Source organism: Balneicella halophila (assembly GCF_003096835.1).
Lineage (GTDB): Bacteria > Bacteroidota > Bacteroidia > Bacteroidales > Balneicellaceae > Balneicella > Balneicella halophila.
In genome coordinates this window covers 926,836-949,286 of record NZ_QENZ01000003.1, presented here as the reverse complement: position 1 = coordinate 949,286, position 22,451 = coordinate 926,836, and the positions used below count along the sequence as shown (strand labels likewise).

The window sequence follows — 22,451 nt, the reverse complement described above, 5'->3', positions numbered from 1 at the left end:
CTTGGGAAGTAACTTAAAAGAATATTTAGATAACAAAGTAGAAAAATACAACCGTGTGGAGTTTATCGAGAATGATCCGATAGTGATTCCACACGGTTTTTCTGTATTACAAGATATCGAGATTAGCGGATTTTTTGCCGCTATTCTAGCTTGGGGACTACGCAAAACCATCATCAACAAATGCAACGAACTCATGCAACGGATGGATAATTCACCTTATGATTTCATACGTAATAGTACAGAACAGGATAGTAGGCAACTGCTAGGATTCAAACACCGTACTTTCAATGATACTGATTTGCTCTATACCGTAGATTTTCTAAAAAGGCACTATGCCGAGCATAATAGTCTAGAGTCTGCCTTTACATTAGGAGGTACTATGAAAACTAATTTGGAAAAATTTCATCACTCCTTTTTTAATACTCCCTATGCCCCACAACGCACCCGAAAACACATAGCAACCCCAGAAAGAAAATCTGCTTGCAAGCGTCTCAATATGTATATGCGTTGGATGGTACGCCACGATAACAAAGGTGTGGACTTTGGTTTATGGAAAACAATAAAACCAAAAGACCTAATCTGTCCGTTAGATGTACATGTTGGGAGAACTGCAAGATTCCTAGGTCTCCTGGAAAGAACACAAGACGATTGGAAGGCAGCGATGCAATTAACCCAAAAGTTAAGATTTTTCGATAAAAATGATCCTGTAAAATATGATTTTGCCCTATTTGGACTTTCTATAGAAAATGACTTTAGTTGAAACCAAAACCTTTTATATTTTCACAACATCTTGTAAATTTTTAGAGAGAATTCTGAGCCATTAACATCACATAAACCTACAATATTAAACTTAACACTTTTTAATATTCAAAACATTGTTTTACAAACGTTTTCGGATATAAATGACTTGCAAATAATCGAAAGTTCGTATATCTTTGTGCCTATTCATTTTTATGGGAATTACAGTAAACTATATATAATATTAAATTAATAAATTATGAGCGATAAGCACGTGTATTTTTTCGGCGATGGAAAAGCTGAAGGTAACGCAAGTATGAAAAACCTATTAGGCGGTAAAGGAGCCAATTTGGCAGAGATGAATCTTATCGGTGTACCTGTTCCAGCTGGTTTCACAATCACCACAGAGGTATGTACCGTTTACAATGATAAAGGCAGAGACTACACTGTAGATTTGATAAAATCAGAAGTAGAAGCCAAAATCAAGGAGACTGAAGAGGCAATGAATGCAAAATTCGGTTCTAAAGGTGAAGCTTTTCCTTTATTACTTTCAGTACGTTCTGGTGCTCGAGTTTCTATGCCGGGTATGATGAATACGGTTCTTAACTTGGGTATGAATGACGAAACTGTAAAATTAGTTGCTGAAAAATCAGGCAATGAGCGTTTTGCTTGGGATTCATACCGTCGTTTTATCCAAATGTATGGTGACGTAGTGATGGGTGTAGAAGCCGAAGACGGAAAACATGATCCTTTTGAAATTGAAATTGATAAATTAAAAGAAGCTAAAGGCTACGAACTAGATACTGAATTCACTCCTGAAGACTTAAAAACTTTGGTGGAAAAATTCAAGAAGGTAGTACATGATCGTACTGGCGACGATTTTCCTACTAACCCATGGGATCAACTTTGGGGAGCTGTATGTGCAGTATTCGATTCTTGGAATACTGAGCGTGCTATTTATTATCGCCAAATGCACCAAATTCCTGCTGAGTGGGGAACTGCTGTAAACGTACAAGCGATGGTGTATGGTAATATGGGTAAAAACTCTGCAACTGGTGTAGCTTTCACTCGTGATGCCGCAACTGGAGAAGATATCTTTAACGGCGAGTACCTAATCGATGCACAGGGAGAAGACGTGGTTGCGGGTGTACGTACTCCACAAGAGATTACCGTTGAAGGTTCTCGTCGCTGGGCTAAGCGTGCAGGAGTTTCTGAGGATGATCGTAAAGCTAAATATCCATCTTTGGAAGAAGCTATGCCTGAAATCTACAAGGAATTAGATGCTACTCAACAAAAATTAGAAGATCATTATTCTGATATGCAAGATTTAGAGTTCACTATTCAAGATGGTAAACTTTGGATTTTACAAACAAGAAATGGTAAGCGTACTGGATCTGCGATGGTACGCATGGCAGTAGAAATGCTTGACCAAGGAATGATTGATGAAAAAACAGCATTATTACGTCAAGAAGCTGATAAATTAGATGAATTACTTCACCCAGTATTTGAGAAAAAAGCATTAGAATCTGCAACCGTTATCACAAAAGGACTTCCAGCATCACCAGGTGCTGCTACAGGTCGCGTAGTATTCTTTGCTAACGATGCTGAAGAATGGAAAAATCGTGGTGAAGAAGTAGTATTGGTTCGTCAAGAAACTTCTCCTGAAGACTTGAAAGGAATGCACGTGGCTAATGGTATTTTAACTGCACGTGGCGGTATGACTTCTCACGCAGCCGTAGTTGCACGTGGTATGGGTAAATGTTGCGTTTCAGGTGCTGGTGACGTAAGAGTGGACTATGAAGGACGCACCTTCAAAGTAGGTGACCGCGTAGTAAAAGAAGGCGACTGGATTTCATTAAACGGATCAACTGGTGAGGTATATGAAGATAAAGTTGCAACTGTAAATCCTGAGCTTTCTGGAAACTTTGCAAAAATCATGGAATTAGCAGAGAAATATACTAAGATGTATGTTCGTACTAACGCTGATACCCCACACGATGCACAAGTAGCACGTGACTTTGGAGCAAAAGGTATTGGTCTTTGCCGTACAGAGCATATGTTCTTTGAAGGAGAAAGAATCATTGCAGTTAGAGAAATGATATTAGCAGAAGATGAAGAAGGGCGTCGCAAAGCATTAGCTAAATTACTGCCAATGCAACGTGAAGACTTTGAAGGAATCCTAGAAGCTATGGACGGTTTTGGTGTAACTATCCGTTTATTAGACCCACCATTGCATGAGTTTACTCCTAATGACGAGGCATCTCAAGAAGAAATGGCGAAAGAATTAGGCGTTCCTGCTGATGTTGTAAAATCTAAAGTGGAATCTTTACACGAATTCAACCCGATGTTAGGACATAGAGGTTGCCGTTTAGGAAATACTTATCCTGAGATTACAGAAATGCAAGCTCGAGCAATTTTAGAAGCTGCTGTAAACTTGAAGAAAAAAGGTAAAGACCCACGTCCAGAGATTATGGTGCCACTTATTGGAACTGTAGAAGAATTGAAACTTCAAAAAGAAATTATTGACAGAATTGCAAACAAAGTATTTGAAGAAAAAGGAGAAAGCATTGATTACTTAGTAGGAACAATGATTGAGATTCCTCGTGCAGCACTTACTGCTGACAAAGTTGCTGAAGTAGCTGAATTCTTCTCATTTGGTACAAATGACCTTACACAGATGACTTACGGTTATTCTCGTGACGACGCTGGCAAATTCCTTCCTATCTACTTAAACAAAGGCATCTTGAAGAATGATCCTTTCCAAGTATTAGATCAAGAAGGTGTAGGACAATTAGTACAAATGGGTACTGAAAAAGGTCGTAGTTCGAACGCAAAATTGAAAGTCGGCATTTGTGGAGAACATGGTGGAGAACCTTCATCAGTGAAGTTCTGCGGAACGGTAAATATGGATTATGTTTCTTGTTCACCATTCCGCGTACCTATCGCACGTCTAGCAGCTGCACAATCAGCTATTGAATTAGATAAATAATAAAATCTTATTTACTAAAATATGAGGAGCTGTTTCTTTAAGGAACAGCTCTTTTTATATTATAAATATAAAGAATGGCATATCAAGCATAACTTTTTTTATATGCAATAAAAAAATCAGAATTTTTCCGATGTACTAAAGTTATATGGCAAGGTATTTGTCATTTATGTTCATATATTTTTAACATTTAAAAACTTAAATATTATGGCACACAACAGTGGAAATTCAATGTTAGCAGCTTTAGCTGGAATCGCAATTGGTTTAGGAGTAGGTGTATTAATGGCTCCAGACGAGGGAAAAAAAACTCGTAAGAAAATTAAAAGAACTTTCGATGAGACTACTGAGGATATCAAATCTCGTCTAAACGAGCTAACTGATGAGGTAAAAGCTAAAACAATGCAAGCTAAAGGTAGTTTAGAAGATAATGTTGAGTACTTAGTTACAAAATCAAGTTACAAAGCTGATGAAGTAATTGATGTATTGGAGAAGAAATTAGCTGATTTGAAACAAGCAAACGCCAAACTTCAAAAATAATATATGGCACTAGAAAATATCACTCATAACGCCAAAGAGCTTAAGGCTCAAATGGAGAATGTAATGAGTGACAATATGGACTACTATAAGCTTCTAGGTTTTAAAATTGCAGCTAAAACTGCAACAGGATTAACTAAGATACTTATAGTAGCCCTAGCTTGTTTACTCATTGTGTTTTTCTTATGCTTAGCTGGTGGCTTTGCCCTCGGTGAATATTGGGGCAATAACGCCTACGGATTTTTAACTATGGCAGGGATAATTCTCGTTGCGCTAATTTTATTCTTAGCGTTAAAGAAATTTATTGTAGATAGACCTATATTGCGGATTCTCTCTGAAATTGTAAAAGAAGACTAAAATATTATGCAGAAAACATACAAGTCCTTTAAGGAAATTGATAAAGAGCTTAGAATATTGAAACTGAAAAAGGAGATTGCAATATGGACCATGAAGAATGAATCTGAGCAATTAAAATACAGCTTGGCTCCTAAGAATCTTGCACTAAATGCGATTAGCAGTTTATCAAGAACAAGATCAACCCACGGAATTAACTGGAAAGTCGCTATTCGTAATATTATTATAGCTTTTGTAGCAAAACGTATTTTTAGAATCTAAGTTTACGATCATTTATCATTAGTTCTAAAATTCGTTAAAAACTGATGTTTTTCGGTAGGAATGAAAATTATTGCTAACTTTGCAACTTCAAAATGAACTTATCTGAAGACAATGCGAAAAATAGTAGTGATACTTATCGGCGTGGCTTTCTTTTTTGCAAGCTGTGGGGAATATCAAGAAATCAAAAAAAGTACTAATGCTGAATTTAAGCTAAAAAAGGCTATTGAGTACTTTAATTCACAAGACTATGCAAAAACGCTTGATCTGCTGGATGACGTACGCCCACTTTATAGAGGAAGAACTCAAGCACCTACCATAGAGTATTATTATGCGTATTCCTTATATGAACAAAAGCGTTATTTAGATGCGGGTAACTATTTCAATCAAATAGTTCGTCTATATCCTAAAAGTCCTTATGTTGAAGAATGTTTATATATGAAAGCATTCTGCTATTATAAAGGTACTCCGATGGTTTTATTGGATCAGACACCTACTAAAGATGCTATTCAAGCCTTTGAAACCTATATCAAGAGATACCCTAATAGTTCAAGAAATGACGATGCTAAAGAATACATTTCTAAGCTCTACGATAAGCTGGTGAAAAAATCCTACTTAAATGCTAAATCTTATTATGATAGAGAGTATTACGACTCTGCCATTATTGCTTTAAACAATAGTATAAAGGAATATCCCGAATCAGGATATCGAGAGGAAATACTCTTTATGCTTCTAGAGTCACGTTATCAATTAGCTAAAAACAGTATCCCTTCTAAAAAACGTGACCGCTACAACAAGGCTAAGGAAGAATACTTGTCATTTGCTGAAGAGTTTCCTGACAGCAAATATGTGAGTAAGGCTAAGAGGATGAACAATAATATTAACGAATATCTAGGAACTGAATAACTTATTATACCTATGGATTTTAAAAATACAAAAGCAGACACAAATACTATCACGCGTAACGTTAAAGAATTAAGCGCTGAAGTTGGCAATGTTTATGAAACATTAATGATTATTGCTAAAAGATCAAATCAGATTTCTGTGGAGATGAAAGAAGAGCTGAGCAAAAAATTACAAGATTTTGCATCGGTATCTGATAATCTTGAAGAGATTTTTGAAAATAGAGAGCAAATTGAGATTTCAAAATTCTACGAAAGACTACCTAAGCCTGTACTTATCGCTTTAGAAGAGTTTACTCAAGATCGAATCTATTACCGCAGAGGAGAAAAAACGGAATAGACAATCATTAAATTTATCCGTTCTATGAGTCGCTCTAGCTACATAAAAATCTTCCTCATTCTTCAAAGTTTTAACTTTCTTACGCCATCTATTGGACAGGAGCTAGATTGTGATGTAAAGGTCATTACTCAAAAAGTAACCGGAGTTGATCATGTAGTATTTAAGACCTTAGAACAAAATCTGTCGGACATTTTAAATGCAACAAAGTGGACTGATAATAAAAATAATGCAAAAGAAAAGATTGCTTGTACTTTTCTACTTATTATAGAGGGTGTACCTAATGAAAACAGCTACCAAGCAAGTGTTCAGGTACAAGCGAGTCGTCCTGTATTTAATTCTTCCTATATCACTCCTCTGCTTAATCACAAAGATAAACAAATCACATTTTCATATTTGCCAAACGAGGCATTTCACTACGAAGGTGTTGGTAAAAATAAAGAATTAGTAGCAGTTGCAGCATACTATGCCTACCTCATTCTCGGATTAGATGGCGACAGCTTTTCTCGCCTAGGAGGCACATCCTATTTCAAGAAAGCATTGGATATAAGTGTTCAGCAAGGTCAAGGATTGTCTAATGACGGATGGTCAACATCAGAACGTGAGATTAATCGTTATTGGATGGTAGAAGATCTCTTAAACTACAAGGAACTCCGTGAATCAATTTACAACTATCATCGAGAGGGATTAGATAAAATGGTGACAGAACCTCGGGAAGCTATTGAAAATATGCTTGAGAGTATAAAAGATTTAGCCAAAGTTCATCAAAAATCATCAGACGTGGCTGCAATGCATATGTTCTTTGACGCAAAAGCTAATGAAATCACACAAAGTACATTAGTATTGCCACCTGAAAAGCGTAAAGAGATGTACGATTTATTAGGCACTATTGACCCAGGGCATTTAGGTATCTATAAAGTCTTAGAATAATGTTACAAAGTCTGCATATTCAAAACTATGCATTGATTGAAGCCCTTACCATAGCATTTGATAAGGGTTTTGTTGTACTCACAGGTGAAACAGGTGCGGGTAAATCCATAATATTAGGCGCCTTAGGGCTTCTACTTGGTGAGCGAGCAAACCTTTCAAGCATTGGTGACCCTAAAAAGAAATGCATCGTTGAAGGAGAATTTTCAATCTCTAACTATGATCTTTCAGACTTTTTTACAGCAGAAGATATCGACTATGAAGATATAACCCTTATAAGACGTGAGCTCTCTCCCACAGGGAAGTCACGAGCATTTATAAATGATACACCTGTAAGACTAAACGTTTTAAAGGAATTTACATCTAAACTAATTGATATACATTCGCAACATCAGAATTTGCAGATAGAAAACGAAGCTTTTCAATTTCAGTTGGTAGACAATTATTCAAAAAATAAAAAAGTCCTTTCTGAGTATCAAAAGTCTTATAGACTACTTCAAGAGTTAAAAAAGAAAAAAGCAACATTGCTTGAATCCCAACGACAACAAAGCTCTGATATCGACTATTGGCAATTTCAGTTAGAAGAACTCATTTCAGCTGACTTAAAAGACGGCGAACAAGAGCAACTAGAGCAAGAAAATACTATGCTTTCACAAATGGAAAGTATTATTAATTCCTACTCAGAAGCCAATGATTATTTTAATTCAGACCTCACCCCTATTGAGAATATAAGAAAATTAGCCTCTAATTTTCAAAAGCTAGAAGATGTCCATAACCCCTCAAAGGCATTAGGAGATCGACTAGAAAGTGTCTATATTGAGCTAAAAGACATTATTTCTGAAATTCTTGTAGAAGCAGAACGCTTGCAAAATGACCCTAAGCGTGCAATTGAAGTCAGTGAACGGCTTGATACTATTTATCGTCTTCAGCAAAAACATGGAAAGGACACTATTGCAGAGCTTTTACAATTAGAACAAGAATTGCAAGAAAAAGTCAATGCAGTGCATCATTTTGATGAGCATTTAGCGAAAATCGAAAATGAACTCGAATCTCAAATGACACAAACTTCTGACTTTGCTAGTCAATTGTCAAAGTCAAGAAAAAAAGCCATCCCTAAAATAGAGAAACAACTTACTGAACAACTGCAACGCCTTGGTATGCCACATGCTAAAATTCTGATTGGAGTAGAGCCTACTAATGAGTTTAAAATGCTGGGAAAAGAGACTATTTATATTTTATTTTCTACTAATAAAAACACAAGCCCTGCTCCTATTAGTGATGTAGCATCTGGCGGTGAGCTTTCACGTCTCATGCTCTCTATAAAACAACTCATGGCAAAATCAATGGTATTGCCTACCTTGATTTTTGATGAAATAGATAGTGGAGTATCGGGCGAAATTGCTTCAAAAATGGGTGACACTATGCATGAAATGGCTCAGCAAATGCAAGTAATAGCTATTACCCACCTACCCCAAATTGCCGCTAAGGCAAACCAGCATTGGCAAGTTTATAAGAAAGACACCAGTGATAAAACGCTTACATCTATTACAAAATTAGATGCAGACGATCGTACTGTAGCGATAGCTAAAATGCTTTCTGGAAGACAACTTACTTCAGAAGCTATAGCCAATGCTAGAGCTTTATTGTCACAATCGTAAAAAAGAATATTTGGTATTTTATCAAACTATCAATAGCTTTGTGCAAATAGCTGAAAAAATCATGACTAATCTTATCATACTGTTCCTCTTTACTTTTTTTATAAATATTCCATTCGGATACTGGCGAGGTGGTGAAAAGAAATTTTCATGGCAATGGTTTGTGGCTATTCACGTACCAGTTGTTTTCTTGTATTTTATGCGTAATTGGTTAGAGCTAGAATATACATGGGTTACCTTTCCTGTATTATTAGCCATTTTTTTCTTGGGACAATATGTAGGTAAAAGATGGCGACAAAAACGCATGTCTCAACAAGATATACAAGAAATCTAAAACTCAATTTACAATTACTACTTTTTCAATGCTCTTTTTAGGTGAGCTTTTAATTTTTTCAATGCCCAGTCATAATGACTTGAAGTTGCTGAAACACAGTAACTACTCTACGAGATTATTTTCTTAATTAGCCTAATGATGAACCTAAAACAGTGCTATTCCTCGATTCTCTTATTTATTTCTTCTGTCTCGTCTTCGAAACCCGGTTTCCCTAGCAATGCAAACATATTCTTTTTATAGGCTTCAACTCCAGGCTGGTCAAATGGATTCACTCCTAGCATATAGCCACTCAATCCACAAGCAAATTCAAAGAAGTATATTAACTGTCCTAAGTAATAAGCATCTAACCTTGGGATGATAATTCTAAAATTTGGAACACCCCCATCTACATGTGCTAAAGTGGTTGCTACCTCCGCTGATTTATTTACATCATCTAGTCTCTTTCCTGCAAGATAATTCAGATTATCTAAATCCTCTTCTGTTTCTGGTATTGCAATTTCTTGATTTGGTAAAGCTACAGAAAGTACTGTTTCGAATAGCGTCCGCTCTCCATCTTGAATGTACTGTCCCATAGAATGCAAGTCAGTAGTAAAGTTTACACTCGCCGGAAAAATACCTTTTCCATCTTTACCTTCACTCTCCCCGTATAATTGCTTCCACCACTCTGATATGTTCGCAAGTTTTGGATGATAATTTACTAAGATTTCAAGCTTCTTTCCTTCATCATACAATGCATTTCGGAAGGCTGCATATTGCATAGCAATATTACTTTCAAATGAGGTTAATAGTAAATGCTTTTGCATCTCTTTTGCTCCTGCTATCAACGCTTTTATATCAAAACCTGCACAGGCTATTGGCAAAAGTCCTACTGGCGTAAGAACAGAATACCGTCCTCCTACATTATCAGGAATCACGAAAGTTTTATAACCCTTTTGGTCAGCCAATGTCCGTAATGCGCCTTTTTCTTTGTCAGTAATCGCTACGATATAGTTGGAAGCATCTTCACCCTCCTGTTCTTCGAGCAAAGCCTTCAATACACGAAATGCAATTGCTGGCTCAGTAGTTGTTCCTGATTTAGAAATCACACAAATACCGAAAGTAACACCTCTAAGCACCTCTTTTAGCTCAGACAAGTAATCTTCATTAATATTTTGTCCTGCATATAATATGATTGGATTCTCATTTTCTTGTGTCATCATATCAAAACTATGAGAAAGTGCATCAATCACAGCTTTTGCCCCTAAGTATGAACCGCCAATTCCTACTACAACCAACACGTCCACCGTATTCCGAAAATGGGTAGCAACATCTTCTATCTCAGCAACTAATTCTTCAGGCGTATTAGAAGGAAGCTCTACCCAGCCTAAGAAATCACTCCCTTCACCTGTACCATTTAGTAAATCATTACGAAAATCCGATGCTTTTTCAGCATATTTTTCAACTGTAGCTTCATCAACAAATGGAGAAACATTTTTTAGGTCTAATTTTATCTTTTTCATCGTAGGTGTATTTAATGTTGATTATTGTAATTCGTCTGAGAGAATCTTCATCTCTATTGAGGGAGCAATTCTTTCATGTAAGATTAGATAAACAGCTTTTGTGATAGGCATATGAATATCTAATTCCATCATAATGTCATAAATGCTTTTTACAGCATAGTACCCTTCAGCAACCATAGACAGCTCCAAAATTGCTGATTTTACTGTATAACCTCGTCCAATCATCGTACCAAAAGTACGATTTCTACTAAATTGTGAATAAGTTGTAACCAAAAGATCGCCTAAGTAAACAGAATCTTTAATGTCCCTTTCTTGGGGAACAACAACATCTAAAAAGCGCTTCATTTCTTTAATAGCATTGCTGATGAGTACAGCTTGAAAATTATCTCCATAGCGCAGACCGTAAGCTACACCCGACGCTATTGCCATAACATTTTTCAAAACAGCCGCGTATTCTGTACCAAGTACGTCATTAGAAGTGCACAGTTTTGTGTACGCAGTTCCTAATATTTTAGTAACAACTGTAGCCAATTCGTTATTTTCTGAGGCAATTGTAAGATACGATAAACGCTCTAGTGCAATTTCCTCTGCATGGCATGGCCCCTTTATCACACCAAAATTGCTCATAGAGATTTGATGCTGATTGATGAAATACTGACTGGCTAACTCGCCTGTCTCAGGAGATATACCTTTTGTTGCTGAAACAATGTACTTTTCTGAAATATCTGTCGTAAGATTTTCAAGTCCTTTGTGCATGAAAGCTGCAGGAATAACAAAAATCAAAAGATCAGAATTTTCTGCACACTTATTCAGATTATTATAAAATTTTATCTTATTAATATTGAAACGTACAGCTGAGAGGTAGCTAGGGTTATGCCCCAGCTCTTTGAACTTCTTGATCGTTTCGCGTTTTCTCATATACCAATTGAAGGAAAGACTATTCGACTGTAGCATTTTTGCAATTGCTGTAGCCATACTCCCTCCACCAATTATTGCGATTCTTAAATTACTTTCGGTAATATCCATTTCTATATTTAAGTGATATGTACAAAACTATCAAAAAATCACCCCTCATGCAATATCATTCTAAACAATTTATAATCTTTTAACACCTTCTATTTTTGGCATAGAACTTGCCTATGAAATTATCAAATTAAGTAGAATTTTACATCAATATAAATCATGAAAAAAATAATTAGTATAACAGTGTTAGTGTTTGTTGCCTTGAGCTCTGTTCTTGCTCAAGATGCTAAGTCAATTTTAGATAAACTAGCAGCACAAAGTAAAGCTTGTAAAACAATGCAAGGCGAATTTGAATATAAATTAGAAAATAAATCATCTAATATTTATGAAACCAGTAAAGGCAAATATATTATTAAAGGTGATAAATATTTCATTGACGTGATGGGTGCTGAAACCTATTTCGATGGTCAATACCTATATTCTTTTATTAAAGATGTGGATGAGGTAAGTATCCAAAATCCTGAAAGTGATGATGAGGATTTCTTAAAACCATCAAATTTGTTCACTATCTATCAAAAGGGATACGAGCATGAATATGTAGGTAAAATTATTGAAAACGGTAAAAGTATCCACGTCATTGATTTACTTCCTAAAAAGGAAAATCAAAATTTTAAAAAGATTATTGCGAAAATAGATGTTAAAACGAATAATTTGGTTTCTATGGAGTCTATCGGAAAATCCGGTGATGATGTAGAGATAAAAATTCTTACTTTAAAAAAGGATCTTCCGGTTTCTGATAGCAAATTTGTCTTTGACGAAACGGCACATCCTGATGTTGAAGTTATAGATATGAGATAATTATTGTATCTTTCAACAAAATTAATTGATAAATAAACTAATGAACACCACAAAGAGTAACAAGAACATTATCATTGCGTCTATTTTTGGACTCGCAATTATTATAGCAGCCTATTTATTAGGAGATGCATATATTCAAAGAAGCAACCCTTCTGGAAGCGTTGAAGTAACAGGATTAGGAGAAACTAATTTCACTTCGGACCTTATTGTCTGGGACGGTTCTTTTAGCAGAACTAGTACAGATTTAAGCAGTGCTTATTCAAGTTTAGAAAGAGACAAGCAAATTATTACTAGTTATTTAACATCGAAGGGAATTGCACCTGAAGAACTTATATTTAATGCCGTGCAAAGTAGAGAAGAAACAGAATCTAAATATTCTGATGATGGGAAATATATAGGTAATCGATTTTTAGGATATACTTTAACGCAATCATTGCAGGTAAAGTCTAAGAATGTTGAAAAAGTGGAAAAAATATCAAGAGAAATTACTGAGTTACTCAATAGAGGTATTGGTTTCTATTCGCAACCACCGCGTTATTATTATACAAAATTGGCAGATTTAAAAATAGAGCTTATTTCTAAAGCCACTGCTGACGCTAAATTACGTGCAGACATGATTGCCGAAAACTCTAAGGGCAGACTCGGTGATTTAATTTCGGCAAAGATGGGTGTCTTCCAAATTACAGGACAGAATTCCGGAGAAGACTATTCTTGGGGAGGAACATTTAATACAGCTGACAAAGACAAAACTGCCTCTATTACAGTGAAGTTAAATTATAGAATAAAATAAATTCACTATTGCATTCTTAAAATATATTCGTACCTTTGCCCACCAAATTATGAAAACTCGTTAGGGCTCAAAAAAGTAGTTATAGAAACTCGCCTTACGGGAAAACTTGAAAAAAGTATAGCAAATGTATGCAATTGTAGAAATTGCTGGAAAGCAGTTTAAAGTAAATCAAGATCAAAAGATTACAGTTCATAGACTGAACTCTTTGAAAGAAGGTGACAAAGTAGATTTCGACAAAGTTTTACTTGTTGATAATGATGGAAGTATTCAGGTAGGAACACCTGTACTCGAAAGTGCTAAAGTAAGTGCGGAGGTTTTGAAACATTTCCGTGGTGAAAAAGTGAAAGTTTTCAAGAAAAAGCGTAGAAAAGGTTATCAAAAACTGAATGGTCACAGACAAGACCTTACGCAATTGAAAATAACAGAAATCGTAGGTTAAATTTTTAAAATCGAAGACAAATGGCTCATAAAAAAGGTGTCGGTAGTTCTAAGAACGGTAGAGAATCAGAAAGTAAACGCCTCGGCGTAAAAGTATATGGTGGACAATTTGCAAAAGCAGGTAATATCATCGTACGTCAACGTGGTACAAAGCACAATCCAGGATTGAATGTTGGTTGTGGTAAAGACCACACACTATTTGCATTAGTAGATGGTGAGGTAACGTTTATCAAGAAAAAAGACAACAAATCTTATGTTCATGTAGTACCAGTTGCTGAAGAATAGAAGATTAAGACTAAGAGAAAAAACTTCCCCTGTTTCTGCAAAGAAGCAGGGGATTTTTGTTATTTTTACCCCTTGAAACAAAACTAAAATCTAAAGTCCTATAAAATGTTAGAATTAAAAAACATCATTGCCAACAGTGAAAAAATCATTGAAGCTTTAAAAATCAAAAATGTAGATGTTTCTGATATCGTTGCTGAAATAGTTGATGTAGATGCTAAACGGAGAACTAGCCTACAACAATTAGAGGAGAAACAAGCTTTTATGAATTCACTTTCTAAAGAAATAGGACAATTATTTAGAGAAGGCAAAACAGAAGAGGCTAATAATATAAAAGCAAAAACTGCAAACCTTAAAACAGAAATTGCTGAACACAATGATGAAGTAAGCAATTATAATCAACGTTTGGAGGAACTTTTAATTCAATTGCCGAACATACCCCACCCTTCTGTGCCTGCGGGAAAAACTGATGCTGACAATATCATTGAAAAAGATTGTCTAAATGTTCCTGAGACTAAAGACGACATGATTCCGCATTGGGATTTATTGACAAAATATGATATCGTTGATTTTGAATTGGGAACCAAAATTACAGGAGCAGGATTTCCAGTATATAAGGGTAAAGGCGCAGCACTCCAACGTGCATTGATAAGTTTCTTTCTCGATGAAAACATCAAAGCTGGCTACGAGGAAGTGCTCCCTCCTATTGTAGTTAATGAAGATTCCGCGTATGGAACAGGTCAACTTCCAGACAAGGAAGGACAAATGTATCATGTGACTGGTGATAATTTATACTTGATACCTACAGCAGAAGTACCGGTTACCAATATCTACCGTGATGTAATATTACAAGAAGAAAATCTACCTAAGAAAAATACTGCATACACTCCTTGTTTCCGTCGCGAAGCAGGTTCATACGGTAAAGATGTAAGAGGACTCAACCGACTACATCAGTTTGATAAAGTAGAAGTAGTCCAAGTGGCACACCCTGATAAATCATATGAGATTTTAAACGAAATGGTCGCACATGTTGAAGCTATCTTGATAAAACTTGAATTGCCTTATCGCATTTTACGACTTTGTGGTGGTGATTTGAGCTTCACTTCTGCCCTTACTTTTGACTTTGAAGTATATTCTGTTGCACAGAAACGTTGGTTAGAGGTTAGTTCTGTTTCCAACTTTGAAAGTTACCAAGCTAATAGATTAAAACTTCGTTTTAAAAGTAAAAACAGCAAAGGGACAACTTTAGCTCATACGTTAAATGGCAGTGCTTTAGCCTTGCCAAGAATTATGGCTGCTTTGTTGGAGAATAACCAAACAGAAAAGGGAATTCGTATACCAGATGCTTTAGTTCCATATACTCGTTTTGATTTAATTGATTAAGTTTTACGACATTATTCTTTAACAAAGGAGAACATTTCGAATGATTATTTTAAACACAACATATAGCGTGCGTACAGAGTTGCAAGACCAATGGATTGAATGGATGCGAACTCACTATTTCCCATTTTTAGAAGATACAAACATGATTACTGACAAAGTTTTCTCTCGGGTAATGGTGGGCGAACAAGGAGGAAGTTTCTCTTACTCACTACAGCTACATTTAGAAAACGCTTCAGCATATCAAGAGTTTGAACAAAAATATCTGCCACAATGTGAGGCAAAACTCATCAAAGAATTTGGTCAAGATGTTTTAGCATTTTCTACGCTGTTAAAGGTATTATAATGATAAAAGGCGAACGCATTATCATGGGAATAGACCCCGGAACAAATTACTTGGGTTATGGACTTTTGCGTGTCGTTGATAATAAACCTGAAGTCATACTTAGTGGTGCACTTAACCTCTCTAAAATGAGTGATTCTTACCTAAAACTTCGAACAATCTTCAAAAGAACATTACAAGTTATCGATAAATACCATCCTGACGAATTAGCCATTGAATCTCAATTTTTTGGTAAAAATGTACAATCTATGCTTAAATTAGGCAGAGCACAAGGTGTAGCTATTGCTGCCGCATTACAACGAGACATTCCTATTTCAGAATATGCACCAAAAAAAATAAAAATAGCTGTAACCGGGAATGGTGAAGCCTCAAAGGAACAGGTAGCACTGATGCTTCAAAAACAATTGAAAATCGAAAAAATGCCTTCCTCACTTGATGAGACTGATGCGCTAGCTATTGCCTTATGCCATTTTTATCAGAGTAAGCTTCAAATAAAAGGTGGAGGTGCCAAATCTTGGAAAGAATTTGCTGAAAAGAATCCTGCTAGAGTAAAAAAATAGTCCCCTATTCAGTTTATGCTTTTATCCTATTGAATGCGATGTGTTGTAAAACATTACAGTAAGTATGCTTGATATTTTATATCTTCGACTTTTACAGAATAAATTATTACCAAAAATTTAATAAAACATGAAACAATTACTTTATGCATTGCTTTTGTGCTTCACTTTTACAAGTGTATATGCACAGGACACTAAGAAAGAGGAAAAGCCAGAGGGCTACAAATTTACAGACATTATCAATCTAGATATTACTCCTGTGAAGGATCAAAATCGCTCAGGGACTTGTTGGTCATTTTCTGCTAATTCATTCTTTGAACAAGAGATGTTACGCATGGGAAAACCTGTTACAGACCTTTCTGAAATGTTTGTTGTCCGTCATACTTACACTGACAAAGCAGAAAAATATGTAAGATTACACGGCTATTTAAACTTTGCACAAGGTGGTGCTTTCCATGACAATCTTTATGTGTTTGATAAATATGGTATCGTTCCTGAATCTGTTTATAGTGGTTTAGAATATGGAGAAAAAGGACACGTACATGGTGAAGTAGAAGCTGTTCTAAGAGGCATCGCTGATGCTGCTATTAAAAATCCTAATCGTAAACTTTCTCCTAAATGGAAGGTTGCTTTCGAAGGTGCATTAGATGCATACTTTGGTGAACTTCCAAAGAGTTTTGTATATGATGGAAAAACATACACACCAAAGAGTTTCTTGACAGACTATTGCGGTATAGTACCAGAAGATTATGTTGCAATTGGTTCGTACACACATCATCCTTTCTATGAAGAATTTATTTTTGAAGTTCAAGATAACTGGCTTTGGAAAACTATCTATAACGTGCCTTTAGATGAAATGATGCAAGTTATTGACAACGCTTTAGAAACTGGCTACTCTGTTGCATGGGCTGCTGACGTCAGTGAAAAAGGGTTTAATACTAAGAAAGTTGGTGTAGCAATTGTTCCTGAAACCAATATTGAATCAATGGATCAAGCTGAGATTGGCAAATGGGAAGCAATGTCTGAGGCTGAAAGAAATAAGAAAATCTACTCTTTTGACAAGCCTGGAAAGGAAAAAGTAATTACTCAAGAATTGAGACAAGAAGCTTTTGACAATTACCAATCAACAGACGACCATGGAATGCATATCTATGGTACAGCAACTGACCAAATTGGAAATAAATATTATAAAGTGAAAAACTCTTGGGGTAACTACAATGATTTTGATGGTTCATTTTACGTATCAAAACCTTATGTTGCATACAAGACCATGAATATTCTAGTTCATAAAGATGCAATCCCTCAAGCAATTAAAAACAAATTGGGTATTAAATAATTAGATTTAATGTTCTACAAAAAAGGCTGTGTCTAAAAAAAAGATACAGCCTTTTGTTTTTTTGATTATGACTATTAGAATCTCAACCCAACATTTACAAGGACTAAATTATTTTTTCCTAAGCCGTCTGAGATATCAGAAAACCCCTTCTCATATGCAACACCAACAGTAAAACGAGAAATATCTGCCGTTAAACCAATTTGTCCAGACCAAATAAATGATTTATAGTCAGTAAATTTATCAATATCAAAATTTGATATTTCATTTTTTATTGTTGTGTCATCAGCAACATTAAAAGACAATGTCGGACCAGCATGCAATGCTAATCTTATCATTGGCAGGTCAAGTAAGTTAGTTCCCACCTGCAACGGAATATCTATCGTTTTCATCTCAACATCAACTTTACCTTTGATTGCATCTGAAACAGAAACCACTTCAGAAGAACGAACACGATATTGAACTTCAGGTTGAAAAAACCACGATTTACTACTAAATCTAGTAAAAACGCCTAAGAAATAACCGCTATTACCTTCAGTTTTCAAAGCATCTACAGAAACTTCATCAATATCAGAATAAAGATAACCAGCCTTAACACCAAAATCAAAGCCTTGTGCATTTGTTGCACTTAAAACAACAAAACAACTCACTAGTAATAATACCACTTTCTTCATAATAATTTGTTTTTTTAATAAATACTTGTTGCGAAGTTATTATTTTTTTTCTTGCAAACTATTTCTTGATGAATCTTAACATTTTATTTATGAAATCTTCAAATTTTATTCTTAGTAGAATTTGAAATATCTTTGTGAAAAATACTCAAGCATGGTTTGGATAGATATTGTTTTGCTCATCATTATACTATGGTTTGCATACAAAGGATTTAGAAATGGATTTATTGTGGAGCTCACTACATTTGCTGCATTGATTTTGGCAATTTGGGGAGCATTGAAATATAGATTATTTACAACAGAATTTCTGCATGATAAGCTTGGTATGCAGGGCGATTATCTACCATTTCTAAGCTTCGTTATCACATTTTTGGTAATTCTCGTTGCAGTCAGTATTATTGGAAAAGTTATAACGCAAGCACTTCATATTGCACAACTGGGTATTTTAAATAGACTTCTAGGACTGATCTTCGGTCTTTTAAAAATTGGTATTATCCTTTCTTTAGTAGTTAATGGATTGGATAGGGTAAATAAAGACAAACAGATTGTAAAGCAAAAAACGATAAATGACAGCTACCTGTATTATCCCCTCAATGGATTTGCCGGGGTGATTTATGAATTTGCCGATGAGCATTTCGACGAAGTGAAAGAAACTATAGACAAGACATTAGAAGATATTGATAGTACGCCTATTTAATAGGGAAGTAACATCATTTAAAGAATAAAATCATGAAAAATTTTATACAAGAACTGACATGGCGTGGAATGATTCATAACGCTATGCCAGGTGCAGAAGAACAAACAAACAAAGAAATGACTACAGCCTATGTAGGTATAGACCCTACGGCAGATTCTCTACACATTGGGCATTTGGTCGGCGTTATGATGCTGAAACATTTCCAAAGTTGCGGTCACAAACCTCTAGTATTGGTTGGAGGTGCTACGGGAATGATAGGTGACCCCTCAGGAAAATCTCAAGAACGTAATTTGTTAGATGAAGAAACACTTCGCCATAATCAAGAGTCCATAAAAAATCAATTGGCAAATTTTCTGGATTTTGACAGCGATGCTGAAAACGTAGCTGAGATGGTAAACAACTATGACTGGATGAAAGATTTTTCATTCTTAGACTTCATCCGTGATGTAGGGAAACACATTACTGTGAATTATATGATGGCTAAAGATTCTGTAAAAAAACGCCTAAGTGCTGACAGTAAAGCAGGAATGTCATTCACCGAATTTACCTATCAATTGGTTCAAGGATATGATTTTCTATGGTTGAATCAAAACAAAAACTGCAAACTGCAAATGGGCGGTTCTGACCAATGGGGTAATATGACCACTGGAACAGAACTCATCCGTCGTAAGACGGGAGGAGAAGCTTTTGCAATCACTTGTCCCCTCATTACTAAAGCTGATGGGAATAAATTTGGTAAAACAGAAAGTGGGAATATATGGCTAGATCCAGAGCGTACTTCTCCTTATCAGTTTTATCAATTTTGGCTAAATACATCCGATGAAGATGCAGAACGCTATATCAAGATATTTACGTTACTTTCTGAAGAAGAAATTAAAGACTTAGTGGAAAAACATAAAGAAGCTCCACACCAACGTCAATTACAACAAAAATTGGCAGAAGAAGTAACAGTAATGATACATTCTCGGGAAGCATATGATATGGCAGTTGAAGCTTCACAAATACTCTTTGGGCGTGCAACTGAAGAGAGCTTGCGCAAATTAGATGAGAAAACATTGTTGAGCATATTTGATGGTGTTCCTCAGTTTGAAATAAGTGCCAGTAAATTGCAAGAAGGTATTGATATCGTTAGTTTATTAGCCGAAGAAGCACCAGCTTTCTCTTCTAAGGGAGAATTGCGCAGAGCGATTAAAGGAAATGCTATCAGTATCAATAAAACAAAAATTGCTGATGCTGATTATAGCCTAAATAATGAACATCTTATTGCTGGGAAATATATTTTAGCACAAAAAGGCAAGAAAAATTACTACCTTTTAATTACAAAATAGAATGTCCTACCAAGCACTCATAGAGCGTCTTACTTCTTTAGGCATTTCATTTCAAAGGGACTGCCCCATTGCACCTCACACTACTTTTAGAATTGGTGGTGAAGCAGATTTATTATGTGTCATTGAATCATTGCCTGAGCTACACGACACTATTATTGCATGTAATTCTCATCACATACCTTATAAAATTATTGGCGGAGGTAGCAATATATTGGTTTCGGACAAAGGTTACAGAGGTCTTATCATTATAAATAAAGCAAAGGATTGGGAAATCTTAGAAGATGCTGAAATCCCTGAACTAAAATCAACTGCATTAGCCAGACATAGAGCAGAAGATGTGGTAACTCCATTAGAAGAAAGGCAAAATAAGGTAATCGTTAGAATTGCTTCAGGTATAAAAATCCCAACGTTGATGAATCAGCTCTTAAAGGTGGATATCTCAGGTTTGGAGCTTTTTGCGGGCATTCCAGCTACTGTTGGTGGTGCTACTTATATGAATATGCATGGAGCAAAATTATTCTTTGGAGATTTAATAGCACAGGCTCAACTGCTTAGTAATGGTGAAGTAAAAAATGTTTCTCAAGAATATTTTCAATTTGATTACGATTATAGTATTTTACACGAAACTCAAGAAACAGTACTTAGTTGTGATTTAGTGCTTACGCAAGGACAAAGTAAAGAGGCAAAAGCATTAGCCAAAGAATGGATAATGAAGAAAAAAAATCAACCGCAACGTTCTGCGGGATGCTTGTTCCATAACTTAACAAATGAACAGCAAGAAAAGTTGGGCTACCCTACACCTTCAATTGGTTATGTTATTGACAAGGTCTTAGGATTAAAAGGTAAAACAATTGGAGGTGCTAAAATTTCTGAAGGTCATGCTGCCTTTATAGAGAATACTGGAAAAGCAACAGCAGAGGACGTTTTGAAATTAATTAATGAAATAAAAAAACAAATGCTACTGAAAACGGGAATAGTGTTACAATCAGAGATAGAATTTGTAGGAGAACTAAATTAAGAGATATGTCTAAATTTAAAATTATAGGAGGAACACCACTAAAAGGTGAAATTAGTGTTTCTGGAAATAAAAATGCAGCATTACCGATTATCGCAGCAACAGTACTTACCGATGAGCCTTGTACGCTACATAATGTGCCTCGAATATTAGATGTAATGTCTATGGTTGCCATTTTAGAAGACTTAGGCAAAACTGTCGTTTTTGAAAGTAATACTCTGAAAGTATCAGGAAGCATAACACATGCTGTGCCCTCTCAAGAATTGGTAAGAAAAATAAGAGCATCTATCTTATATTTAGGAGCTCTACTTGGAAGATGCCGAAAAGGAACTATAGCACCCCCGGGTGGTTGTGTTATAGGCAAACGCGGGCTGGATATTCATTCTGATGTATTTACAGGAATGGGAGTCAAATTGAACTTTTCGACGACAACTTATGAGGCTGTTCTCCCTGATGAGCAAGATTCTTATCTCTTCCTTCAAGAAGCTTCTGTAACTGCGACAGAAAATGCACTATTATTAGCAGCAACTGTTTCTAAAGAAACGATAATAGATAACGCCGCTTGTGAACCTCACGTGAGTGACTTAGCAAATATCTTAGTAAAGATGGGTGCGAAAATTAAGGGCATTGGAACTAATAGACTTAAAATAAAAGGCACTAAAAAACTGAAAGGTGTTACTCATCAGGTAGTTGCTGACAATATTGAAGCAGGCACTTTTATGATTGCCGCATTATGTACCAAAGGTGATATTACAATAAAAAACATTGTAAAAGAACATCTTATCACTCCTACATTTTATATGAATTTAATGGGTGCAAAACCGGAGTTTATTGATAATACTACGGTACGCGTACGTTACGAAAGACCATTAAAAGCTCCTTCACGAAAAGTGCAAGTAGGACTATGGCCAGGATTTCCAACAGACTTAATGAGTCCGATGGTTGTGCTTACTACGCAGGCAGAAGGAAATACTCTTTGCCACGATTGGATGTTCGAATCCCGAATGTTCTTCTGTGACAAACTCGTAGGCATGGGTGCAAACATCACTATTTGCGACCCTCACAGAGTTATCGTAAATGGCATTACCCAACTTAAAGCTCAGCACCTTAGCAGTCCTGACTTAAGAGCGGGCATCGCCTTGGTTATCGCGGCAATGATGGCAGACGGAGAAAGCGTAATTGATAATGCTGAGTTAATCGATAGAGGTTATGAAAATATTGATGAACGCCTTCGTAATTTGGGGGCAAAAATAGAGCGAGTATCGTCTTAGA

Annotated in this window: 25 protein-coding genes and 1 pseudogene; 22 read left to right on the top strand and 4 right to left on the bottom strand. The window is 35.8% G+C overall.

The annotated features are described in order from the left end of the window. The first annotated feature begins 1 nt into the window (after position 1). The 10 genes from C7377_RS04270 (at position 2) to C7377_RS04225 (ending at position 9,025) form a co-directional block, all read left to right on the top strand. Entirely contained in the window at positions 2–760 is a 759-nt protein-coding gene (locus tag C7377_RS04270) for a TIGR02757 family protein (protein ID WP_243408291.1), read from the top strand. Between the two features lie 237 nt (positions 761–997). Beyond that, positions 998–3,727, top strand: a complete 2,730-nt coding sequence (ppdK, locus tag C7377_RS04265; protein WP_116496068.1) for a pyruvate, phosphate dikinase — start codon at positions 998–1,000, stop codon at positions 3,725–3,727. Between the two features lie 204 nt (positions 3,728–3,931). Next, positions 3,932–4,261, top strand: coding sequence for a YtxH domain-containing protein (locus C7377_RS04260; RefSeq protein ID WP_116496067.1), 330 nt, complete (start codon positions 3,932–3,934; stop codon positions 4,259–4,261). Between the two features lie 3 nt (positions 4,262–4,264). Further along, a complete protein-coding gene (locus C7377_RS04255; protein WP_116496066.1) occupies positions 4,265–4,615 on the top strand; it encodes a hypothetical protein in 351 nt (116 codons plus the stop codon). Positions 4,616–4,621: 6 nt separating this feature from the next. Next, complete coding sequence (locus C7377_RS04250; RefSeq protein WP_116496065.1) at positions 4,622–4,873, top strand: DUF6327 family protein; 252 nt, start codon at positions 4,622–4,624, stop codon at positions 4,871–4,873. Between the two features lie 111 nt (positions 4,874–4,984). Then, the gene (locus tag C7377_RS04245; protein WP_116496064.1) at positions 4,985–5,776 is read left to right on the top strand and encodes an outer membrane protein assembly factor BamD; all 792 of its coding nucleotides are present in this window, start codon (positions 4,985–4,987) and stop codon (positions 5,774–5,776) included. Between the two features lie 12 nt (positions 5,777–5,788). Beyond that, entirely contained in the window at positions 5,789–6,112 is a 324-nt protein-coding gene (locus tag C7377_RS04240; protein WP_116496063.1) for a DNA-directed RNA polymerase subunit omega, read from the top strand. Positions 6,113–6,136: 24 nt separating this feature from the next. Next, a complete protein-coding gene (gene porD, locus C7377_RS04235; RefSeq protein ID WP_116496062.1) occupies positions 6,137–7,039 on the top strand; it encodes a type IX secretion system protein PorD in 903 nt (300 codons plus the stop codon). Beyond that, positions 7,039–8,694, top strand: a complete 1,656-nt coding sequence (gene recN / locus C7377_RS04230; RefSeq protein ID WP_116496061.1) for a DNA repair protein RecN — start codon at positions 7,039–7,041, stop codon at positions 8,692–8,694. Before porD ends, recN begins: the two co-directional genes overlap by 1 nt. 61 nt (positions 8,695–8,755) lie before the next feature. Continuing rightward, positions 8,756–9,025, top strand: coding sequence for a hypothetical protein (locus tag C7377_RS04225; protein WP_133241459.1), 270 nt, complete (start codon positions 8,756–8,758; stop codon positions 9,023–9,025). Between the two features lie 17 nt (positions 9,026–9,042). Here C7377_RS04225 and C7377_RS09835 read toward each other — a convergent pair. The 3 genes and pseudogenes from C7377_RS09835 to C7377_RS04210 all read right to left on the bottom strand — a co-directional run. Further along, positions 9,043–9,123, bottom strand: a pseudogene (locus C7377_RS09835) (ClbS/DfsB family four-helix bundle protein); the annotation flags it as partial. A 57-nt stretch (positions 9,124–9,180) separates the two neighbouring features. Further along, entirely contained in the window at positions 9,181–10,524 is a 1,344-nt protein-coding gene (locus C7377_RS04215) for a glucose-6-phosphate isomerase (RefSeq protein WP_116496059.1), read from the bottom strand. Between the two features lie 21 nt (positions 10,525–10,545). Beyond that, positions 10,546–11,550: an NAD(P)H-dependent glycerol-3-phosphate dehydrogenase gene (locus tag C7377_RS04210; protein WP_116496058.1), complete on the bottom strand. Its 1,005-nt coding sequence runs from the start codon at positions 11,548–11,550 to the stop codon at positions 10,546–10,548. 156 nt (positions 11,551–11,706) lie between these two features. Between C7377_RS04210 and C7377_RS04205 the strand changes: the two genes are divergently transcribed. The 8 genes from C7377_RS04205 to C7377_RS04170 all read left to right on the top strand — a co-directional run bounded on the left by C7377_RS04205 (position 11,707) and on the right by C7377_RS04170 (position 17,471). Beyond that, positions 11,707–12,345 carry a LolA family protein gene (locus C7377_RS04205; RefSeq protein WP_116496057.1) on the top strand — a complete coding sequence of 213 codons (639 nt, stop codon included), beginning with the start codon at positions 11,707–11,709 and terminating at the stop codon, positions 12,343–12,345. Between the two features lie 40 nt (positions 12,346–12,385). Further along, entirely contained in the window at positions 12,386–13,135 is a 750-nt protein-coding gene (locus tag C7377_RS04200; protein WP_116496056.1) for an SIMPL domain-containing protein, read from the top strand. A gap of 124 nt (positions 13,136–13,259) precedes the next feature. After that, positions 13,260–13,574 (top strand): 50S ribosomal protein L21, encoded by a 315-nt coding sequence (gene rplU / locus C7377_RS04195; RefSeq protein WP_116496055.1) that lies wholly within the window; start codon positions 13,260–13,262, stop codon positions 13,572–13,574. Positions 13,575–13,594: 20 nt separating this feature from the next. Next, entirely contained in the window at positions 13,595–13,858 is a 264-nt protein-coding gene (gene rpmA, locus C7377_RS04190) for a 50S ribosomal protein L27 (protein ID WP_116496054.1), read from the top strand. A 105-nt stretch (positions 13,859–13,963) separates the two neighbouring features. After that, positions 13,964–15,238 carry a serine--tRNA ligase gene (serS, locus tag C7377_RS04185; protein ID WP_116496053.1) on the top strand — a complete coding sequence of 425 codons (1,275 nt, stop codon included), beginning with the start codon at positions 13,964–13,966 and terminating at the stop codon, positions 15,236–15,238. Between the two features lie 40 nt (positions 15,239–15,278). Next, positions 15,279–15,581, top strand: coding sequence for a DUF4286 family protein (locus tag C7377_RS04180; protein WP_116496052.1), 303 nt, complete (start codon positions 15,279–15,281; stop codon positions 15,579–15,581). Beyond that, positions 15,575–16,138, top strand: a complete 564-nt coding sequence (ruvC, locus tag C7377_RS04175; RefSeq protein ID WP_394336360.1) for a crossover junction endodeoxyribonuclease RuvC — start codon at positions 15,575–15,577, stop codon at positions 16,136–16,138. The genes C7377_RS04180 and ruvC overlap by 7 nt, the downstream gene beginning before the upstream one ends. 127 nt (positions 16,139–16,265) lie before the next feature. Then, positions 16,266–17,471, top strand: coding sequence for a C1 family peptidase (locus C7377_RS04170; protein ID WP_116496050.1), 1,206 nt, complete (start codon positions 16,266–16,268; stop codon positions 17,469–17,471). A gap of 74 nt (positions 17,472–17,545) precedes the next feature. Here C7377_RS04170 and C7377_RS04165 read toward each other — a convergent pair whose 3' ends face one another. After that, positions 17,546–18,142, bottom strand: a complete 597-nt coding sequence (locus tag C7377_RS04165) for a porin family protein (protein WP_116496049.1) — start codon at positions 18,140–18,142, stop codon at positions 17,546–17,548. A 151-nt stretch (positions 18,143–18,293) separates the two neighbouring features. Here C7377_RS04165 and C7377_RS04160 point away from each other — a divergent pair, with 151 nt between their 5' ends. From C7377_RS04160 to murA, 4 genes are read left to right on the top strand one after another with little or no spacing between them, the layout of a single operon-like run. Continuing rightward, positions 18,294–18,836: a CvpA family protein gene (locus C7377_RS04160; RefSeq protein ID WP_116496048.1), complete on the top strand. Its 543-nt coding sequence runs from the start codon at positions 18,294–18,296 to the stop codon at positions 18,834–18,836. Between the two features lie 32 nt (positions 18,837–18,868). Further along, on the top strand, positions 18,869–20,164 hold the full coding sequence (gene tyrS / locus C7377_RS04155; protein WP_116496047.1) for a tyrosine--tRNA ligase: 1,296 nt from the start codon (positions 18,869–18,871) through the stop codon (positions 20,162–20,164). Position 20,165: 1 nt separating this feature from the next. Then, positions 20,166–21,182 carry a UDP-N-acetylmuramate dehydrogenase gene (locus tag C7377_RS04150; protein ID WP_116496046.1) on the top strand — a complete coding sequence of 339 codons (1,017 nt, stop codon included), beginning with the start codon at positions 20,166–20,168 and terminating at the stop codon, positions 21,180–21,182. Positions 21,183–21,187: 5 nt separating this feature from the next. Continuing rightward, positions 21,188–22,450, top strand: a complete 1,263-nt coding sequence (murA, locus tag C7377_RS04145) for a UDP-N-acetylglucosamine 1-carboxyvinyltransferase (protein WP_116496045.1) — start codon at positions 21,188–21,190, stop codon at positions 22,448–22,450. Position 22,451: the final 1 nt, after the last annotated feature.

What these genes read in the sequence shown, in the direction of transcription:
- ppdK (WP_116496068.1), top strand. Translation starts at nt 998, where the DNA reads ATGAGCGATAAGCACGTGTATTTTTTCGGCGATGGAAAAGCTGAAGGT.
- C7377_RS04260 (WP_116496067.1), top strand. Translation starts at nt 3,932, where the DNA reads ATGGCACACAACAGTGGAAATTCAATGTTAGCAGCTTTAGCTGGAATC.
- C7377_RS04255 (WP_116496066.1), top strand. Translation starts at nt 4,265, where the DNA reads ATGGCACTAGAAAATATCACTCATAACGCCAAAGAGCTTAAGGCTCAA.
- C7377_RS04250 (WP_116496065.1), top strand. Translation starts at nt 4,622, where the DNA reads ATGCAGAAAACATACAAGTCCTTTAAGGAAATTGATAAAGAGCTTAGA.
- C7377_RS04245 (WP_116496064.1), top strand. Translation starts at nt 4,985, where the DNA reads ATGCGAAAAATAGTAGTGATACTTATCGGCGTGGCTTTCTTTTTTGCA.
- C7377_RS04240 (WP_116496063.1), top strand. Translation starts at nt 5,789, where the DNA reads ATGGATTTTAAAAATACAAAAGCAGACACAAATACTATCACGCGTAAC.
- porD (WP_116496062.1), top strand. Translation starts at nt 6,137, where the DNA reads ATGAGTCGCTCTAGCTACATAAAAATCTTCCTCATTCTTCAAAGTTTT.
- recN (WP_116496061.1), top strand. Translation starts at nt 7,039, where the DNA reads ATGTTACAAAGTCTGCATATTCAAAACTATGCATTGATTGAAGCCCTT.
- C7377_RS04225 (WP_133241459.1), top strand. Translation starts at nt 8,756, where the DNA reads ATGACTAATCTTATCATACTGTTCCTCTTTACTTTTTTTATAAATATT.
- C7377_RS04215 (WP_116496059.1), bottom strand. Translation starts at nt 10,524, where the DNA reads ATGAAAAAGATAAAATTAGACCTAAAAAATGTTTCTCCATTTGTTGAT.
- C7377_RS04210 (WP_116496058.1), bottom strand. Translation starts at nt 11,550, where the DNA reads ATGGATATTACCGAAAGTAATTTAAGAATCGCAATAATTGGTGGAGGG.
- C7377_RS04205 (WP_116496057.1), top strand. Translation starts at nt 11,707, where the DNA reads ATGAAAAAAATAATTAGTATAACAGTGTTAGTGTTTGTTGCCTTGAGC.
- C7377_RS04200 (WP_116496056.1), top strand. Translation starts at nt 12,386, where the DNA reads ATGAACACCACAAAGAGTAACAAGAACATTATCATTGCGTCTATTTTT.
- rplU (WP_116496055.1), top strand. Translation starts at nt 13,260, where the DNA reads ATGTATGCAATTGTAGAAATTGCTGGAAAGCAGTTTAAAGTAAATCAA.
- rpmA (WP_116496054.1), top strand. Translation starts at nt 13,595, where the DNA reads ATGGCTCATAAAAAAGGTGTCGGTAGTTCTAAGAACGGTAGAGAATCA.
- serS (WP_116496053.1), top strand. Translation starts at nt 13,964, where the DNA reads ATGTTAGAATTAAAAAACATCATTGCCAACAGTGAAAAAATCATTGAA.
- C7377_RS04180 (WP_116496052.1), top strand. Translation starts at nt 15,279, where the DNA reads ATGATTATTTTAAACACAACATATAGCGTGCGTACAGAGTTGCAAGAC.
- C7377_RS04170 (WP_116496050.1), top strand. Translation starts at nt 16,266, where the DNA reads ATGAAACAATTACTTTATGCATTGCTTTTGTGCTTCACTTTTACAAGT.
- C7377_RS04165 (WP_116496049.1), bottom strand. Translation starts at nt 18,142, where the DNA reads ATGAAGAAAGTGGTATTATTACTAGTGAGTTGTTTTGTTGTTTTAAGT.
- C7377_RS04160 (WP_116496048.1), top strand. Translation starts at nt 18,294, where the DNA reads ATGGTTTGGATAGATATTGTTTTGCTCATCATTATACTATGGTTTGCA.
- tyrS (WP_116496047.1), top strand. Translation starts at nt 18,869, where the DNA reads ATGAAAAATTTTATACAAGAACTGACATGGCGTGGAATGATTCATAAC.
- C7377_RS04150 (WP_116496046.1), top strand. Translation starts at nt 20,166, where the DNA reads ATGTCCTACCAAGCACTCATAGAGCGTCTTACTTCTTTAGGCATTTCA.
- murA (WP_116496045.1), top strand. Translation starts at nt 21,188, where the DNA reads ATGTCTAAATTTAAAATTATAGGAGGAACACCACTAAAAGGTGAAATT.